15 protein-coding genes are annotated in these 18063 nt (G+C 64.3%); 8 read left to right on the top strand and 7 right to left on the bottom strand.

Annotated elements, in window-relative coordinates; translation table 11 throughout:
• The first annotated feature begins 6 nt into the window (after positions 1 to 6).
• From AC07P1_RS16240 to AC07P1_RS16215, 6 genes are read left to right on the top strand one after another with little or no spacing between them, the layout of a single operon-like run.
• Complete coding sequence (locus tag AC07P1_RS16240) at positions 7 to 873, top strand: DeoR/GlpR family DNA-binding transcription regulator (protein ID WP_090318706.1); 867 nt, start codon at positions 7 to 9, stop codon at positions 871 to 873.
• Positions 864 to 1877, top strand: coding sequence for a rhamnose ABC transporter substrate-binding protein (gene rhaS / locus AC07P1_RS16235; RefSeq protein ID WP_494696864.1), 1014 nt, complete (start codon positions 864 to 866; stop codon positions 1875 to 1877). The genes AC07P1_RS16240 and rhaS overlap by 10 nt, the downstream gene beginning before the upstream one ends.
• Before the next feature lie 11 nt (positions 1878 to 1888).
• Positions 1889 to 3412, top strand: coding sequence for a sugar ABC transporter ATP-binding protein (locus tag AC07P1_RS16230; protein WP_494696784.1), 1524 nt, complete (start codon positions 1889 to 1891; stop codon positions 3410 to 3412).
• Positions 3409 to 4410, top strand: a complete 1002-nt coding sequence (locus AC07P1_RS16225; RefSeq protein WP_363495187.1) for an ABC transporter permease — start codon at positions 3409 to 3411, stop codon at positions 4408 to 4410. The genes AC07P1_RS16230 and AC07P1_RS16225 overlap by 4 nt, the downstream gene beginning before the upstream one ends.
• 14 nt (positions 4411 to 4424) lie before the next feature.
• Positions 4425 to 5444 carry an ABC transporter permease gene (locus AC07P1_RS16220; protein ID WP_494696863.1) on the top strand — a complete coding sequence of 340 codons (1020 nt, stop codon included), beginning with the start codon at positions 4425 to 4427 and terminating at the stop codon, positions 5442 to 5444.
• Positions 5441 to 6835 carry an FGGY-family carbohydrate kinase gene (locus AC07P1_RS16215; protein ID WP_494696783.1) on the top strand — a complete coding sequence of 465 codons (1395 nt, stop codon included), beginning with the start codon at positions 5441 to 5443 and terminating at the stop codon, positions 6833 to 6835. Before AC07P1_RS16220 ends, AC07P1_RS16215 begins: the two co-directional genes overlap by 4 nt.
• A gap of 90 nt (positions 6836 to 6925) precedes the next feature.
• Here AC07P1_RS16215 and AC07P1_RS16210 read toward each other — a convergent pair whose 3' ends face one another.
• Positions 6926 to 7915 (bottom strand): glycoside hydrolase family 43 protein, encoded by a 990-nt coding sequence (locus AC07P1_RS16210; protein ID WP_494696782.1) that lies wholly within the window; start codon positions 7913 to 7915, stop codon positions 6926 to 6928.
• A gap of 53 nt (positions 7916 to 7968) precedes the next feature.
• Positions 7969 to 11145, bottom strand: a complete 3177-nt coding sequence (locus AC07P1_RS16205) for a TonB-dependent receptor (RefSeq protein WP_494696781.1) — start codon at positions 11143 to 11145, stop codon at positions 7969 to 7971.
• Positions 11146 to 11327: 182 nt separating this feature from the next.
• Here AC07P1_RS16205 and AC07P1_RS16200 point away from each other — a divergent pair, with 182 nt between their 5' ends.
• The gene (locus AC07P1_RS16200; RefSeq protein ID WP_494696780.1) at positions 11328 to 13001 is read left to right on the top strand and encodes an FAD-dependent oxidoreductase; all 1674 of its coding nucleotides are present in this window, start codon (positions 11328 to 11330) and stop codon (positions 12999 to 13001) included.
• Between the two features lie 14 nt (positions 13002 to 13015).
• Here the strand turns inward: AC07P1_RS16200 and fabI are convergent, their stop codons facing one another.
• Genes fabI through AC07P1_RS16185 form a run of 3 tightly spaced genes read right to left on the bottom strand, consistent with a single transcriptional unit; the run spans position 13016 to position 15946 of the window.
• Positions 13016 to 13792, bottom strand: coding sequence for an enoyl-ACP reductase FabI (gene fabI / locus AC07P1_RS16195; protein ID WP_315220012.1), 777 nt, complete (start codon positions 13790 to 13792; stop codon positions 13016 to 13018).
• A complete protein-coding gene (locus AC07P1_RS16190; protein ID WP_494696779.1) occupies positions 13789 to 14982 on the bottom strand; it encodes an acetate/propionate family kinase in 1194 nt (397 codons plus the stop codon). Before AC07P1_RS16190 ends, fabI begins: the two co-directional genes overlap by 4 nt.
• A gap of 4 nt (positions 14983 to 14986) precedes the next feature.
• Complete coding sequence (locus tag AC07P1_RS16185; RefSeq protein WP_494696778.1) at positions 14987 to 15946, bottom strand: phosphate acetyltransferase; 960 nt, start codon at positions 15944 to 15946, stop codon at positions 14987 to 14989.
• 255 nt (positions 15947 to 16201) lie between these two features.
• Between AC07P1_RS16185 and AC07P1_RS16180 the strand changes: the two genes are divergently transcribed.
• On the top strand, positions 16202 to 16585 hold the full coding sequence (locus tag AC07P1_RS16180) for a hypothetical protein (protein WP_494696777.1): 384 nt from the start codon (positions 16202 to 16204) through the stop codon (positions 16583 to 16585).
• A gap of 12 nt (positions 16586 to 16597) precedes the next feature.
• Here the strand turns inward: AC07P1_RS16180 and AC07P1_RS16175 are convergent, their stop codons facing one another.
• Complete coding sequence (locus AC07P1_RS16175; RefSeq protein WP_494696776.1) at positions 16598 to 16771, bottom strand: hypothetical protein; 174 nt, start codon at positions 16769 to 16771, stop codon at positions 16598 to 16600.
• Entirely contained in the window at positions 16768 to 17940 is a 1173-nt protein-coding gene (locus tag AC07P1_RS16170; protein WP_494696775.1) for a PepSY-associated TM helix domain-containing protein, read from the bottom strand. The genes AC07P1_RS16175 and AC07P1_RS16170 overlap by 4 nt, the downstream gene beginning before the upstream one ends.
• Between the last annotated feature and the right edge of the window lie 123 nt (positions 17941 to 18063).

The raw sequence follows: 18063 nt of genomic DNA, 5'->3' as shown, positions 1-18063 counted from the left end.
ACAGGAATGGTAAATCACAAGCGCCGTAAACGTTTGCTGAAGTTGCTCGCCGAACACAATACGGCCAGCGTGCCGCAATTGGTCGACTGGCTCAGCGCCTCCCCCGCCACCGTGCGCCGCGACATCAGCTGGCTCGCCGCCCGCAGTCTGCTCACCCGCACCCGTGGCGGCGCCGCGAACCTGGAGCAGAAAAAACGCAGCTTCACCCTCACCAGCGAGACCTTCCAGCACAATATCCAGTGCTACGCCGAGCGCAAACGGGCCATCGCCCGCCACGCCGCAGGCATGTGCACCGAAGGCGAAACGATCATCATCAACGGCGGCACCACCACCTTCATGATGGCGGAATTCCTGGTCGACCAGCACCTCAAGATCCTCACCAATTCCTTCCTGATGGCCGAGCGCCTGCTGGTATCGAGCGAGAACGAGATCATTGTCCCCGGCGGCAAAGTCTATCGCGAGCAGAACGTCATCCTCAGCCCCTTCGACAACGACATCACCCAGCACCACTACGCGGCCAAGATGTTCATGAGCGTCTACGGCCTGTCGCTGCTTGGCCTGATGGAAGCCGACCCGCTGCTGATCCAGGCCGAGAAGCGCCTGATCTCGCAGGCGGAAGAACTGATCGTTTTGGTCGACAGCTCCAAGTTCGCCAAGAAGGCTGGCCTGATCCTGTGCGGCTTGAACCGCGTATCGACCGTGATCACCGACACCTACGCCTCCGATTCCGCGGTGCAGCTGCTCGAGCAATCCGGCGTGCGCGTGGTCACCGTGGAGCCGGAAGCGATTCCCGCCCAACACAACGCCAGCCAGTTCAATCCACCGTTCGACTACCAGTCGGCCGCGATGTACCAATCGGAGGTATCGCATTGAAGCGCAGGAAGATCGTATTGGCGGCCGTTGCCGCCGGCCTGCTCACGGCCATCGCCGGCTGCGGCGAGAAGAAAAGTGAGAACATGCGCATCGCGATGGTCGTCAAAAGCCTGGGCAACGGCTTCTTCGACGCCGCCCACACCGGCGCCAAGGACGCGGCCAAGGAGCTGAAAAATGTCGAGATCATCTACACCGGCCCGACCACGCCGAGCGCCGAGGGCCAGATCGAAATCATCAACTCGCTGATCAGTCAAAAGGTCGACGCCATCGTCATCTCCGCCAACGATCCCAACGCGCTGGTGCCGATCACGAAGAAGGCCATGGCGCGCGGGATCAAGGTGATCTCGTTCGATAGCGGCCTGGCGCCGGAAGGCCGCCTGATGCAGCTGAATCCCTCCAACGCGGACCTGATCGGATTGAAGCAGATCCAGATGGCGTCCGACGCCATCGGCGGCAAGGGCGAGATCGCGATCCTGTCGGCGTCGGCGCAGGCGACCAACCAGAATATCTGGATCGGCGTGATGAAGAAGACGCTGGAGAAGCCGGAGTTCAGCAACATGAAGCTGGTCGCTACCGTCTACGGCGACGACCAGTCGGACAAGAGCTACCGCGAGGCGATCGGCCTGTTGCGCAGCAATCCTAATCTGAAGGCGATCATCGCCCCTACCACGGTCGGCATCAACGCCGCCAGCAAGGCGGTTGTCGATGAAAACCTGGTCGGCAAGGTGTACGTCACCGGCCTGGGTCTGCCGTCCGAGATGGCGGGCCACGTCAAGAGCGGCGCGGTGCGCGAGTTCGCGATCTGGAATCCGATCGACCTCGGTTATGCCGCCACCTACGCCGCCTACGACTTCGTCAAGGGCCAGCCCACCGCCAAGCCGGGCGGCAGCGTCTCGGCCGGCCGCATGGGCAGCATCGCATTGGACGCCAACGGTGAAGGCGCGATGGCGCCGCCGTTCACCTACGACAAAGGGAACGTCGACAAGTTCTCCAAGATCTTCTGAGCTGGAGTCCTATGAATAACAATACAACCCCGGTCCTGCAATTGACCGGGATCTGCAAGCGCTTTGCCGGCATCGTCGCGTTGAACAACGTGGCGCTGTCGGTGCGCGCGGGTGAGGTTATGGCGCTGATCGGAGAGAACGGCGCCGGCAAATCGACATTGGTCAAAACCCTGACCGGTATCTACCGGCCGGACGAAGGTTCGATCGAACTGGCCGGCCAACCGATCAAGTTCGCCAACGCGCAGGACGCGATGCGCGCCGGCGTCACGGCGGTGCACCAGGAAACCGTGATGTTCGACGAGCTGACCGTGGCGGAGAACATCTACGTCGGCCGCCAGCCATGCAAGGGCGCATCCGGCCGAATCGACTGGAGCAAAATCGAGGCCGAGGCGGAGAAGCTGTTCGCGCGCCTGGAGGTCAACCTGCCGGTACGCGCCCGCGTCAAGGATCTGAGCGTGGCCCAACGCCACTTCGTCGAAATCGCCCGTGCGCTGTCGCAGGACGCTCGGGTGGTGATCCTGGACGAGCCGACGGCGTCGCTGTCGCAACGCGAAATCCACGAGCTGTATCGCATCATCGGCCAGTTGCGCGCGGCCGGCACCGCGATCATTTTCATCACACATAAATTCGACGAGATCTTCGCCGTGGCCGACCGCTACACGGTGCTGCGCGACGGCCAGTTCATCGCCGAAGGCACGATCGCCGACGTCACCGAGCAGGAGCTGGTGGCGCTGATGGTGGGCCGCACCGTCAAGCAGGCCTATCCCAAGGCCGACGTCACGCTAGGCGAGGTGCTGCTGGAAGTGAAAAACTTGTGCCACCCCACCGAATTCGACGACGTCAGCTTCTCCTTGCGGCGCGGGGAAATCCTCGGTTTCTATGGATTGGTCGGCGCCGGCCGCTCGGAGGTCATGCACGCGATCTTTGGACTGAGTACCGCCGCACGCGGAACGGTCAGGCTCGATGGCAAGGAGATTTGCGTCACCTGCGCGTCGGACGCGATCAAGCACGGCATCGCCTACGTGCCGGAGGACCGCCAGCACCAGGGCGCGCATTTGTCGCTGCCCATCATGCAGAACATCACCCTGCCCATCCTGTCCAGGGTGGGCTTCTTCCTGCGTGGACGCCGGGCGCAGGAGACCGCGATCGCACGCCACTACGCCGAGCAGCTGGAACTGAAGGCGGCGCACCTGTCGCAGAACGTATCCGAACTCTCGGGCGGCAATCAACAGAAGGTCGTGCTGGGCAAATGGCTGGCGACCAATCCCAAAGTGATCATTCTGGACGAGCCGACCAAGGGCATCGATATCGGCTCCAAGGCCGCCGTGCACCGCTTCATCGGCGAGTTGGTGGGCAAGGGGCTATCCGTGATCCTGGTCTCGTCGGAACTGCCAGAGGTCATGGGGCTGGCCGACCGCATCGTCGTCATGCACCAGGGCCGCATCGAACATACATATAACCGCGCGGATGCAACGCCGGAAAATATCGTGGCCGCCGCCTCGGGCTGCGCGCTGCCAGTGGAGGAATGCGTATGAAGGCGCTGCTGAAAATGCGCGAAGTTCAGCTTGCGCTGTGCACCGTCGCACTGATTATATTGGTGGGCACGCGGGCGCCGGTGTTCGTCACCGGCTCCAGCCTGGCCAATCTGCTCACCGACAGCACCCTGCTGATCATGCTGGCCTTGACGCAGATGCTGGTCATCGTCACGCGCGGCGTCGATCTGTCGGTCGCCTCCAGCCTGGCGCTGGCGGGCATGATGTCGGCGCTGCTGGCGTCCCGCTTTCCCGAACTGCCGCTGCCGCTGGTGATGCTGGCTGCGGTGGCGATCGGCCTGCTGCTTGGTTTGATCAACGGTTATCTGATCGGCTATCTGGACCTGGCGCCCATCGTCGTCACCTTGGGCACCATGAGCGTCTATCGCGGCCTGGTGTTCGTGCTGTCAGGTGGCGCCTGGGTGTCGTCGCACCAGATGCCGGCCGACTTCATCGCCTTCCCGCTGGCACGCCTGTTCGGCGTCACGCATCTGGTGTGGATCGCCGCGCTGACCGTGCTGGCGGCGTGGTATGTCGCAAAGCACAGCCGCTTCGGCCGCGACCTGTACGCCATCGGCAACGAGCCGTTTTCGGCGCGCTACGTCGGCATTCCCATCGCCAGCCGCTTGATGTGGACTTACGGCCTGTCCGGCGCCATGGCAGGCTTGTGCGGCTATCTGTGGGTGGCGCGCTACGCGGTCGCCTACACCGAGATCGCCTACGGCTTCGAGTTCACCGTCATCGCGGCGTGCGTCATCGGCGGCATCAGCATCGCCGGCGGCAGCGGCAGCGTGGCCGGCGCGGTGCTGGGCGGCTTGTTCCTCGCCGTGATCGGCAACGCGCTGCCGGTGGTGAAAGTATCGCCTTTCTGGCAAAGCGCGCTGACCGGCGTCGTGATCCTGACTGCGGTGCTGATCAACGCCCGTGGCGGCAGACCTATCGGCCGGCAAATCCTGCCGCTGCACCTGAATAAATCCAACGCAACCGGGAGCGCTGCGTGAATACGAGTACCGTGATGTCCAATTCCGCCGACGCGCCTGAAAAAGCCAGCTCCTCCCGCTACATCATCGCGGACCGCCCTGGCTTCCGCCTGGGCGCCCTGCTCGGCCGCTGGGAAAGCCTGCTTGCGCTGCTGCTGGTGGCGGCCTTCGCCGCCAACGCCATCATGCTGCCGCACTTCCTGGACCTGTACAACCTGGCCGACGGCACCTTCAACTTCAGCGAGAAGGCGCTGATCGCGCTGCCGATGGCGTTGCTGATCATCTGCCGCGAGATCGACATCTCCGTGTCCGGCATCCTCGCGCTGTCGTCGGTGGCGATCGGCCTGGCGCACGCCAACGGCGTGGCGCCGGAGCTGCTGCTGCCGGTCGCCCTGGCCACCGGCACGGCCTGCGGCTGGCTCAATGGCATCATGGTCACCCGTTTCCGGCTGCCGTCGATCGTCGTCACCATCGGCACCGTTTCGCTGTTCCGCGGGCTGGCCAGCGTGGTGCTGGGAGACAAGGCGTTCACCGGCTATCCGCAGGTGATGGCAGATTGGGGTCAAGGCTACTTCTTCGGCTTCATCCCGCGCGAGTTCGTCATCCTGCTGGTGTTCGCGGGGCTGTTCGCGTTCGTGCTGCACGCGACGACCTGGGGCCGCCGCATCTACGCCATCGGTAACAACCCGGTCGCGGCGCGCTTCTCCGGCATCGCCGTAGACCGCTACCGCCTGGTGCTGTTCATGCTGACCGGAGCGATGGCCGGACTGGCAGCCTACCTGCTGACGGGACGCATCGGCAGCACGCGTCCGAATATCGCCATGGGGTGGGAGCTGGAAGTGATCACGATGGTGATCCTGGGCGGCGTCAGCATCGCCGGAGGCGCCGGCACCATCGGCGGCGTGATGCTGGCGGTGCTGACCCTGGGCACCGTCACCTACGGGCTGTCGCTGGCCAATATCCCGGGCATCTACATGACCATCGTCGTCGGCGTTCTGCTGCTGGCAACCATCGCCCTGCCACGCCTGCTGCGCGGTCGAAGGACCGCTAAATGAGCTTGCCGATCGAAGCCACCATCGTCCTCGATATCGGCAAGACCAACGTCAAACTGGTGCTGATCGATGCCGACGGCGCGGTGCTGGCGGAGCGCCGCAGCCCGAATACGATATTGAATTGCGGTCCGTATCCGCATCACGACACGGACCGCATCTGGAGCTGGATGCTGGACGGGATGCAGCAATTTTCGGCGCTGGCGCATGTCGGCGCCATCGTCAGCGTCACGCATGGCGCCACGGCGGCGCTGGTCGATGACGAGGGGCTGGTGCTGCCGGTGCTCGACTACGAATTCGACATGCCCGCCGAACAGGGCGCGCACTATGCCGGCCAGCGGCCGCCCTATCCCGCGACCTACTCGCCTCGGCTGCCAGCCGGCCTGAATCTGGGGAGGCAGCTGGCGTGGCAGGCGCAGGCCTTTCCGGAGCAATTCGGCCGCGCGCGCCATATCCTCATGTATCCGCAGTATTGGGCATGGCGTTTGAGCGGAATGGCGGCCAGTGAGGTCACGTCGCTGGGGTGTCACACGGATCTGTGGCAGCCGGCGCGCCAGCAGTATTCATCGCTGGTGGAACGCATGAACTGGAGCGGATTGTTCCCGCCGCTGCAACCGGCGTGGGCGCCGCTTGGTTTCTTGAAGGCGGAGTTGGCGCGGCAAACCGGCCTGCCGTCCGAGTGCAGGGTCTTGTGCGGCATCCATGACAGCAACGCGTCGCTGTTGCGGCATTTCGCTCGTGGCGAGGGCGATGAAGGCGATGCGCCGGCAGTGCTGTCGACCGGTACCTGGGTGATCGCCGCCGCGCCGGGCAAGCCGCTCGAAGGTTTGCGCGAGGCCGCCGACATGCTAGCCAACAGCAACGCGATGGGGCAGGCCGTGGCGTGCATGCGCTTCATGGGTGGGCGCGAGTTCGGGGAATTGGCGGGGGCGGGGCTGGAGGTTTGTGGCGTTGAGGATTTGCGCTTGCTGATCGAACGGCAGACCATAGCGCTGCCGTGTTACTCGCAGGCCGGCGGTCCGTTTGCCGGGCGGACGGGCGAGATTGTCGGTGTGCCGCCGCAGGACAACAGGCAGCGTTACGCACTCGCCACGCTGTATTGTGTTTTGATGAGCGACTACTGTCTGGAGCAATTGGGTGTGGACGGCGCGGTGGTGGTAGAAGGCAGCTACACGGGAAATCCGTGGTTCGCGCCGTTGCTGGCGGCGTTGCGTCCGCGGCAGCAGATCAGCAGCACGGACGATACCAGCGGCACCACGTGCGGCGGCTGGATGCTGCATCACTGGGGTAGCGCGCCGGCTGTGCGCAGCACGACGGCCGAGCCGCTGGGGATCGGTGGTTGGAGCGAATACAAGCAGCGCTGGCTATCCCTCGTGGAGACACGTAGGGCGGATTAGCGCAGCGTAATCGGCCATGCATGCTCCGTTGGCGGCGCATGCATGGCCGATTACGGCGTTCCGCCTAATCCGCCCTACGTGCCTCCGTTGTCAATCACGCTTGTCGGCTACCGGTTGACCGAAATTCGGCGTGCCATCCGCGTTCCAGTGCAGCACCTGCGCGCGCGTGTGGCGGTTTTGATCATTCAGCGGATCGCCGACGATGTCGCGGTAGTTGCGCGCGTGGTAAACCAATATGTCCGTCTTGCCATCCGGCGTCGTCGTGAACCAGTTATGTCCCGGCCCATACTGCCCATTCGCCTCGCTGCTGACAAACACCGGCTTCGGCGACTTGCTCCAGGTGCCGGGCTTCAGCAGATCCCCTCCCACCGGCGCCGTCAACAAGCCGAGCGAATAATTCGCATCGGTCGCGCTGGCCGAGTAGCTGACAAACACCCTGCCATTCTTCACCAGCGCCGCCGGCGCCTCGTTGACGGCGTGCTTGACCTTCTCCCAGTCATACTCCGGCTTCGTCAGCATCACCGCCGGGCCTTTGATCGACGCTGGCGTGTCCATCGCGGCGATATAGATGTTAGTGGCGTGCGTGGTCGATTCCGGCGCGACCTGCGTCCACAGCAAATACCGCTTGCCATCCAGCGCGAACGTGGTGGCGTCCAGCGAGAATGATTCCCAGCCTGTCTTGAGCTGCCCCAGTTCCTTCCATTCCCCTTCCAGCGGATTGGGCGAGCTGTTTTCCAGCACGTAGAGCCTAATCTCCCAGATCTTGTCGGAGGCGCCAGCCGTAAAGTAGATATACCATTTGCCGTCGATGTGATGCATCTCCGGCGCCCAGATGTGCGCGCCCATGATGCCGCTGGCGTGCTTGCGCCACACCACCTTGGCCTCGGCCTTCCCCAAATCGTTGAGCGAGCGCGCCCGCCGCAGCTCGATGCGGTCGTACTCCGGCACCGTGGCGGTAAAGTAGTAATAGCCGTCGCTGTGCAGCGAGACCTGCGGGTCGGCCCGCTGTTTGACCAGCGGGTTGTTAAATACCGGTTCAGCCGCCGATGCGGCGAGCGCAAACGAAAAAACAGCGGCCATGCAGGCCGCCGTTTTCAGTCCGCGCGCAATAAACGCTTGCGCCATGGATGCCCTTAGTTTTTAAACGATACACTCACAAAGTAACGACGACCGGACCATGCCAATTCGTTCACCCGGAACGTATCGCCGGCGTCGGTGGTCTGCGCCTGGTCCGTCAGGTTCTTGCCTTCGATGGAGAACGTGATGTTGTCATTGTAGCGATATTGGAACTTGGCGTCGAGGAAACCGGTCTTCTCCTGAAAGTTCGGATTGCCCGAAACGTCGTTGCTACCGGTGTAGAAACGGTCGCGGTAGTTGTAGGCGAGACGGGCGTTGACCTTGCCCAGGTCATACCACAGCGCAACGTTGTAGCTGTTTTTGGACAGTCCGGCATACGGCAGCACCGTACCGTCCAGAATATTCAGGCGCTCGGTCCCCGCCGCGTACTTGTACGTCATGCGGGTGTAGTTGGCGTCACCGCCGAAGCCACCTAGCCAGCCAGGCAAGAAGGTGAAGGCGGTGCGCGCCGTCAGTTCGATACCCTTGGTGGTGGCTCCCTTGCCGTTGACCGCTTGCGTGACGTCGAACAGTTCACCGTTCTTGAACAGGTCGACGCCCTTGACCAGCTGCTTCTCCAGGATGTAGCTGTCGATGTCCTTCTTGAACAGGCCCACGCTCACCTGGCTGTCGGCGCTCGGATAGTACTCGAAGCTCAAATCCGTGTTTTTGGCGCGGAACGGCTTCAGATCCGGATTGCCGGCCGTGCAATCGTCCTCGCCGTCGCCGCCGAAGCGAGCATCGCCGCTGCCGCGGATGCAGTTCGCGTTCGGTACGAGCAGATCGACGCGGGGGCGCGACATCACCTTGGCCAGTCCGAAGCGCACCATGAACTTGTCGGGGACGACCCAACCCATGACGTTCATGCTTGGCAGGTAGTCGTGGTACGAACTTTCAAGCGTCGAAATGGAGGTGCCCAGGATGCGGTCCGCGTAGCCGCTTCCGGTGCTAGCCGTCGCCACGCGCACAGCGTAGGTTTGCGAGCCGGTGGCTTTGTCGCGCGTGCCGGTGTAACGGACGCCCACATTGCCCCAGATCTGGTGGCCATACAGTTCGGTGTCGAAGTCGGCTCGCAGATAGGCCGCCTTGGTGCGTTCCTCGACTTTGTAGATCGGCACTTGCGGGTACATATTGCCGTCGCTGCCCAAACCCGTGTAAATGGCGTTGAAGTTGAACTTGGACGGATCGAAGTACTGCGTCGCCTGGCTGTACACCGGTGACAGCCAGTCGTTGGGGATGTTGCTGACTTTGTCGTAGCCGCCGAAGAAGGTGCCAGGCGAGCGGCCGCGCACCGTGTCGACCAGCTGCGCCATCTGGGCGGCGCTCAGGTAGCCGCTGGAGTTGCCGGCGTTGATAGGACTGAACCTGTCGGGCTGGCGTATCACGCCGGAGGTGTTGTTCGGGTCGTAGGTCAACGTCTGGTTCAGATTGGCCCCGCCGACGGCGATGTCGTCCGCCGTGCCCACCAGATCCGAGCCGTTGCTGACCAAATAGCCGTTGCCGTTGTAACGCTGCGCCGACGATTTACGCCCCTGCACGCCGAACCAAAGCTTGCTGAGGAATGGCGTCGACAGGCGATACTTGAAATCGAGCTTGGCCTGGTCTTCGTCGTTCTTGGTTTCGTAGGGACGGTACTGCAGCTCCGCACGCACGTAGGAGCTGCTGTCGTCCGGCGAATACCCGGCCGGGAAGGCGAAATGCGGCATGCCCTGGTTGTCGAGCGATACCTTCAGGCCGGGAGCGTTCTGCGTCAGCACGATGCTGTTGGTTTCGTTGTGATAGTTCGAGCGCGACGTGCCGCCCAGGCCCTCGACCTCCAACGGTCCGTTCTTGTACGTGAAGCCCGTGCTCACGTAGCGGGAGTCGATCTTCAGGTCGAAATCGCGCGCCGAGGTGCTGAAGGCGCCCTGGCCTCCCTGGCCGGCCACGTAGGTGCAGTTGCCGACGGTGTAGTCGGTGACGTAGTGGTTGGTGACAGTCATACCCGCTGGGGTGATGTTGGTCGGCGCGGCGACGCAGCTGCCCCCCGTTGGCACACCCGTGGCGCTATAGGTCGGCGCTACGCCGGCGTTGGCCAGGCGGGTGACCGCGCCGAAATCGGTGCCGAAATTGCGATCGTTGAGGCGCTGGTCCTGCTTGTTGCCCTGGTAGCTGACGTAGGCTTTCAGCTCGTTGCTGAATTTGTACTGCGCGGTCAGCTCCGCCGACGAGCGCTTATGGTCGCGGGTCCAGATACCGTAGCGCGGGATGCCCGGCGTGTAATCGTACCATTGCGAGCTGCAGGCGGTGCGCTGGGCCGGCGTCAGGGCGGTCGACGCGCAGCCGGATGCCTCGGAGATGCCTGCCACCGTCGGGTCGAGCGAGGTGACGGTCTTCTCCGGCGAGAAGTCCCAGTCGCGCAGGAAGCGCCAACTGGTGTTGCGGGTGTAATCGTTACGGGTACGGACATCGTCATACACCACGTTGGCCATCACGCCGAGGCGGCCGTCGAGGAACTGGTCGGCGATCAACAGGCTGGCGCGCGGTTGCACGCCGCCACGGCTGGACGACTGCTCGCCCGACACCGTGCTGGCGATGGTGAACTTCTTGAAGTCGAGCGGCTTGCGGGTGGTGATCACCACGGTGCCGCCGACACCGCCCTCGGTCAGGTCGGCGGTGCTGCCCTTGAACACGTCGATTGACGCAATCAACTCGGAGGCCAGCTCGCGCAGCTCGGCGCCCCGCCCGGCGTTGCCGTTGGTGCCCAGCACCGACATGCCGTTGATCTCGACCCGGTTCAAATCCGGCTCCACGCCGCGAATCGAGATCTGGGAGCCTTCGCCGAAGTCGCGCGTCAGCTGCACGCCGGTGATGCGCGACAGCGCCTCGCCGACGTTTTTATCGGGGAACTGGTTGATGTCCTCCGCCACCAGCGAGTCGGAGACGGTGGAGTTGCGGATCTTGCGGTCGATCGCCGACGCGACCGATTTGCGGGTGCCGACCACGGTGACGACGGCCGGCGCGGCGTCGTCCGGCGCGCGTGGCACGGCGGCCGGCTGGGAGGTGGACGCCGCCTCGGTCGATTGCGCCATCGCGGCGTTACTGGCCAGGATGGAGGCGACCGCCGACGCCACGGCGGCTACGATGACACGCTGGGTGTTGCGAGTGCGGGTGCGGCTGCCGGCCTGCATCGGATGCTTGCTTGTTATATTCACTTTTGTCTCCCGTCGTCTCGGCCGTATGTCCGGCCGGTGTTTTATGATCAGCTTGTGAGCGCATTCTAGTAGTCACTTGCGCATAAAAATCATCGCCCGCTCAAAGAATCACAATGATGATCACCAACCGCTCTTCCTTTAGAATCTGGCAGTGCAGCATTTAACCGCGTTAAACTGTGATCATGACGACCTACGACACCTTCAAATCCCGCGCCGGCCAGGCACTCCCCAAACTCGATGCGTCCGAGGTCCGGCGGATCGAGCGCTTTGGCGCGCGCGCCTGCTACCGCGACGGCGAGATGCTGTTCGAGGCCGGCCGCAGCACCTTCGGCATGTTCGTCCTGCTGGCCGGGAAAATCCGCATCAGCCGCTATGACGGCTTGGGAAACACGTCGGTGATCACCGAACATCTGCCGGGCGAATTCGCCGGCGAAATGAGCCAGCTGTCCAACGCGCCGTCGCTGGTCAACGGCCACGCCATCGGTGCCGTCGAAGTCCTGGTGCTGACCACGCAATCGCTGCGCGCGCTGCTGGTGGCGGAGGCGGAACTGGGTGAGAAGATCGTGCGCGCCTTCATATTGCGGCGCGTCGAATTGATGGATAACGGCGCCAGCGGCGTAGTACTGATTGCAACACCTGGCCATCCGCGCGTGCACGCGCTGCAGGGCTGGTTGAACGCCAACGGGATACCCAACAAGGTGCTAGACCCGCAGGTTGACGAACAGGCGCGCGCCCTGTGCGAACGGTATCACCCGCTGCCCGGGGAACTGCCGATGGTGGTGTGCCCCGACGGCAGCGTGCGCAAGAATCCATCGACGGTGGACCTCGGACGCTGCCTCGGCACGCTGCCGGAGCTGAGCTCCGCCCAGGTGTGGGACGTGATCGTGGTCGGCGCCGGACCGGCCGGACTGGCGACGGCGGTATATGCGGCCTCCGAAGGCTTGTCCGTGCTGGCGCTGGAAACGCGGGCCTACGGCGGCCAGGCGGCGGCCAGCGCCCGCATCGAGAACTACCTGGGCTTCCCGACCGGGATCTCCGGCCGCGCGCTGGCCGGCCGCGCCTACGTCCAGTCGCGCAAGTTCGGCGTCGAGATGGCGATACCGGCGCCGGCCGGACGGCTGGTTTGCGATACTTATCCGCTCGAAGTGGAAATGTGCGGCAGCCTGCAACGGCTGCAAGCGCGCACGGTGGTGCTGTCGTGCGGGGCGCGCTATCGCCGTCCTTCCCTGGCCAACCTGACCCAGTTCGAGGGCAAGGGCGTGTACTACTGGGCCTCGCCGCTCGAGGCCAAACTGTGCGCCAGCGAGGAAGTGATGCTGGTCGGCGGCGGCAATTCGGCCGGCCAGGCGGCGGTCTTTCTGTCCGGCTTCGCGTCCAGGGTGCATATGTTGATCCGCAAGGACAGCCTGGCCTCGACGATGTCGAGCTACCTGATCGAACGTATCGAGGCGACGCCGAACATCGTGCTGCACACGCATTCGGAGATCGTCGCGCTGGAAGGGACCGGCGAGGATGGATTGCGGCAGGTGCGCGTGCGCGACAACCGCGACGAAGTCGAAACCGACTACGACCTGCGGCGCCTGTTCCTGTTCATCGGCGCCGATCCGAACACCGGCTGGCTGGGCGACTGCGGCGTGGAGGTCGACGCCAAAGGCTTCATCCTGACCGGCTACGACGCCCCGGGCTGCACGCTCGAAAGCCGGCAGGCCAGCCTGGAAACGAGCGTGCCGGGGGTGTTCGCCATCGGCGACGTGCGCGCCAATTCGACCAAACGGGTGGCCGCCGCCGTCGGCGAAGGCGCCGCCGTGGTATCGCAGATCCACGCGTTCCTGGCGCGGCGGGAAATGGACAACTAGCCGCACCGGCTCGGTCAACCGACGATATTCAACCCGCCGTCGACATATACGGTGCTGCCGGTGAGCCGGTGCGCGTAAGGCGTCGCCAGAAACGCGCAGGTGGCGCCGACATCGTCGATGTCGACCAACTCGCCCAGCGGCGCGCGTTCGACCGCCTCGTTCAGCAGCCGGTCGAAATCCTTGAGGCCGGACGCCGCCCGCGTTTTCAACGGTCCCGGCGAGATCGCGTGGACCCGGATGCCGCGCGGCCCCAGTTCATACGCGAGGTAGCGGCACGACGCCTCCAGCGCCGCCTTCACCGGCCCCATGACGTTATAGTTCGGCACCACCTTGTTGGCGCCGTGGTAGCTCATCGCGAACATCGAGCCGCCGTCCGTCATCAGCGGCACCGCCAATTTGGCCATGCGCACGAACGAGTGGCACGATACATCCATCGCCTGCAGAAAACCGTTCAGCGAACAATCGAGCAGGCCGCCCTGCAAATCCGCCTTCGGTGCGAACGCGATCGAGTGGACCAGGATGTCGAGCTTGCCCTGCCCTGCAAGGATCGCGAACAGCGCTTCGAGTTGACCCGGTTGGGTCACGTCCAGCGGCAGCAGCTGCGCGTCGATTTGCGCCGCCAACGGCGCCACGTGCGGCAGCGCCTTGTCATTCAGGTAGGTGAGCACCACATCGGCGCCCGCCTTGCGGAACGCCAGCGCGCAGCCCCAGGCGATCGAGTGCTCGTTCGCCACGCCGACCACCAGCGCGCGCTTGCCGGCCAAAATGGGAAAAACGGTTTCAGTATTCATGGCTCCTCCAGCATCGCCAGTGTGTGGCGGGCGATCATCAGCTCCTCGTTGGCCGGCACCACCCAGACCGCGACCTTGCTGCCGGCGGCGCTGATGCGGGCCACGCCGTGCGGATTGGCGTCGTTGGCCGCCGCGTCCAACTCCACGCCCAGCCAGGCCGCGTCGCGGCAGACGGCGGCGCGCAGCGCCACGCTGTTCTCGCCTATGCCGCCGGAGAACACCAGCGCATCGAGCCCTCCCAGCGCCGCGGCCAGCGAACCGAGTTCGCGGCCGATGCGGTAGACCATCAAGCCGATGGCGGTCCTGGCGCGCGGATCGCCGCTCGCCTCCAATGTGCGCATATCGGCCGAGATGCCCGATACACCCAGCAGGCCGGATTCCTGGTACAGCAGCTTCTGGACGGCCGCCACGTCCATGCCCAGCTCGTCGATCAAATACAGCACCACGCCCGGATCCAGGTCGCCGCAGCGGGTGCCCATCGGCAGGCCGTCGACGGCGGTAAAGCCCATCGTGCTGGCGACGCTGCGCCCGCCCGACATCGCGCACATGCTGGCGCCGTTGCCCAGATGCGCGGCCACCACCTTGGCCCCGGCCAGGCCGGGGTCCGCCTGCGGCAGGCGGCTGGCGATATATTCGTAGGACAGGCCGTGGAAGCCGTAGCGGCGTACGCCGAGATCGGTGATCCGGGCCGGCAGCGCGAACGCCTGCGCCTGCGCCGGCTGGCCGGCATGGAAGGCGGTATCGAAGCAGCCCACCTGCGGCACCTCCGGCGCCAGCGCCATCATCGAGCGCACCGGCGCCAGGTTGTGCGGCAGGTGCAACGGCGCCAGCGGAACCAGCTTGTCCAGCTCCGCCACCACGGCCTGATCCAGCAACTGGGCCCCGCTGTAGGCGACGCCGCCATGGACGATGCGGTGCCCGACGGCGGCCACCCGCCTGCCATCGAGATGCGTCTGCGCGAAGTCGATCAGGAAGCGCATGCCGGCCTCGTGATCGATGGGCGCATCCGGCCAGCTTCGCTCGCCGACCGTCGCGCCCTGCGCATCCCGGGCGATGAAACGCGTCACGCCGGCGTACAGGTTCTCGATCTTGCCGCGCAGCGCAGGCTGCAGCGACGGGCCGTCGAACAGCGAGAACTTGATGCTGGACGAACCGGCGTTGATGACGACGATGCAGTCGTTGGGCGCCATCGCCTCAGGCCCCGGTCGCGGCGACGACGGAGGCCTTGCTGTGCACCAGCAGCACCGCCACCGCGCACGACGCCAGACGCGCCTCCACCGAGTCCGCGCGGCTGGTCAGGATGACCGGCACGCGCGCGCCCAGCACGATGCCGGCCGCGCCGGCGCCGGCCATGAAGGTCAGGCTCTTGGCCAGCATATTGCCCGCCTCCAGATCCGGCGCGATCAGCACATTCGCCTGCCCCGCCACCGGCGACACCAGGTTCTTGATCGCCGCCGCCTCCGGATCGATGGCGTTGTCCATCGCCAGCGGGCCGTCGAGGATGGCGCCGGTGATCTGGCCGCGGTCGGCCATCTTGCACAGGGCCGCCGCGTCGATGGTGGACGGCATCTTGGCGCTGACCGTCTCAACGGCGGCCAGGATGGCCACCTTGACCGGATCGAATTTGAGCACCAGCGCCAGGTCGATCGCGTTTTGCACGATGTCGACCTTCTCGCTCAACCCCGGATTGATGTTGACGGCGGCGTCGGTGATGATCAGCGGTTCGCTGCGCCCCGGCACATCCATGATGAAGCAGTGGCTCAGGCGCCGCGCCGTGCGCAGCCCCGTGTCGGCGGCCACCACGGCACCCATCAGTTCATCGGTGTGCAGGCTGCCCTTCATCAGCGCCTGCGCCTTGCCCTCGCGCACCAGCTCCACCGCGCGCGCGGCCGAAGCGTGGCTGTGCGGCGTGTCGATCAATGGCAGCGCCGAGATGTCGAACTGCGCCTCGTCGGCCGCCTTCTGGATACGCGCCCGCGGGCCCACCAGGATGGGCGTGATCAAGCCCATTTCGGCCGCATCCAGCGCCGCCTCCAGTGCGTTGCGGTCGCATGGATGGGCCACCGCCACCGTCACCGGCCCGGCGTCGCGGGCGGCGGCGATCAGACGGTCGTAGTTGGGGTGCGTGGATTGCTGCCGGCTCGATGCATTCATTGGGGCTCCTGGAGGATGACCCGGCAAATGATAGCAATCCATGCACAAAAAGCAACCGCCGATTTGTGCGGTGCGGCAGCCGCGCCTTTAATTGCCCTAAACCCACATCAATTAGCAGTTATATATTTTGAACTTAACTGATGAGCCCTGTCTAACAGAGCGCAAGACCTACAATTAAAAGGAGTCATCATGACATCGCCACTTTCATTCTGGACCTGGTCGCCACAATTTTACTTCCCCTGGAGCGGTGGAGTAATGCAACAGATCGACCCCGATCTGACGTGGTTCTCACACTGGATTACCCCCGGTGCAGGCAACGCGGCAATTGAAGAGAAGGCCTTCAGCGGCGTCGCGTCGTACGGCAAACAGCTCGGGTTGATCACCGACGTGTTGCTGGCGGTTGTGGAGGAAACCGAACTGACCGCCGAGCCCAAGGCGGTCGACGACTTGCGGCGCATACGCAGCCGCATCGAGATGCTAAAAACCGTCGAGTACACCTTGGCGAACGACCAGATCGTCGCCCAGGTGAACAAAATTCGAGAGCGCGGCGGCTCCGAGCTGAACGAACTGACCACGCAGTTATTGCCGCTGCTGATGGACAAGCGGCAACAGCAAGGCCTGCGGAATCTGGCGGGTTAGCCGCGCGGCAACTTAACGGCGCAAGCCATACCACGCGCAAGCGACGGTCGGTACACCGAGCGCGACGGCGGAAACGTAATCCCACACGCCGTCGCCGAGCAAGGCGGAAACCAGGCCGACCACCGTCAGTATCGCCAACACGATAGGCGCGCCCCACATGCGGAGGAAGGGACTCGCGCCGCTCATCGCGCCTCCCCTTCGGCCGCGTAGGCGGGCTCCCGCGATTCCGCGACGATATCGTCATCCTCCTTGCGCGCCGGCGCCTTGGCCTGCACGCCCCGTTTCAACCAGAGGTACACACCGCTACCCAGCACGAAGATGGTGGCGATATCGAGCATCGCCCAGAGGAACTGCATCCATGCGCCGCCGTAGTCGCCGAAGTGCAGCGGCTGCGACACCAGCAGCGCCGTCAGGTACCACGGCAACTTGCGTCGATCGGTGATCTCGCTGGTTTGCGCATCGATCAGCACCGGTTTGTACAGGCGCGACGTCAGCGCCTCGTTGCCATGCATGAAGATGCCGTAGTGATGCGGGCTGGAGAACGCGGTGCCCGGGAAGGCGACGAAGCCCACCTGCATGCCCGGCTCGGCGGCGACGGCGTTGTCCATCGCCTTCTGCATCGAACCCAGCTTGCTCGGCAACGCCAGATCCTTGTAGGGCGCGGTCATCTCGGCCATCTCGGTGGCTTGCCAGTACTTGACCAGCAGATCCGCCCAGGTGTTGATCATGCCGGTCGCGCCCACCACCAGCGCCCACGTCAGCGTGACGATGCCCAGCATATTGTGCAGGTCCAGCCATTTGACGCGCGGACCGCGCTCGCGCCGCACTTCGCCGAATTCCAGCTTGCGCATGAACGGCGCGTACAGCACGACACCGGAAATGATCGCCACCACCAGCAACAGTCCCATAAAGCCGAGGAATAATTTGCCCCACAGGCCGGCGTACAAATCCACGTGCAGGTGGAACATCACGCCCAGGAAGGTGCCCTCGAAACTCGGCTCGGCCAGCACCCTGGCGGTGCGCGCATCGACGGCGACCGACTTGAAGCCTTCGTCCGTCGGATGGTCGCCCATCGTCAGATACCAGATCTCGCGCTCGTCCGCCTCCTGCGACATGTACATCACCAGCTTGTTCGGATAGCGCGCCTTGGCGGCGGCGATGACGGCGTCGAGATCGGCCTTGGGCGTGTCCGGCGCCATCTTCGGCGCCTCGATGGCGTTGCCCAGCAGGTGGTCGATCTCGTGGTGATAGATCAGCGGCAAGCCGGTCAGGCACAGCAGCAGCATGAACACGGTGCAGACCAGGCTGCTCCATTTATGGATCCAGGCCCAACGGCGGACGGTAACAGGTGTCATTTTGAGAGTGAGACGGCGAACCGGAAATTACAATGATAATGCAAATCACTCTCATTTAGTAGCAATACTGCGGACTCCAGCGCTATAATTGAGAATCACTCTCATTTACTTACCAAAAATTAA

The organism is Duganella sp. GW821-FHT07F09, from assembly GCF_059418705.1.
This window is presented reverse-complemented; position numbering and strand designations above follow the sequence as displayed.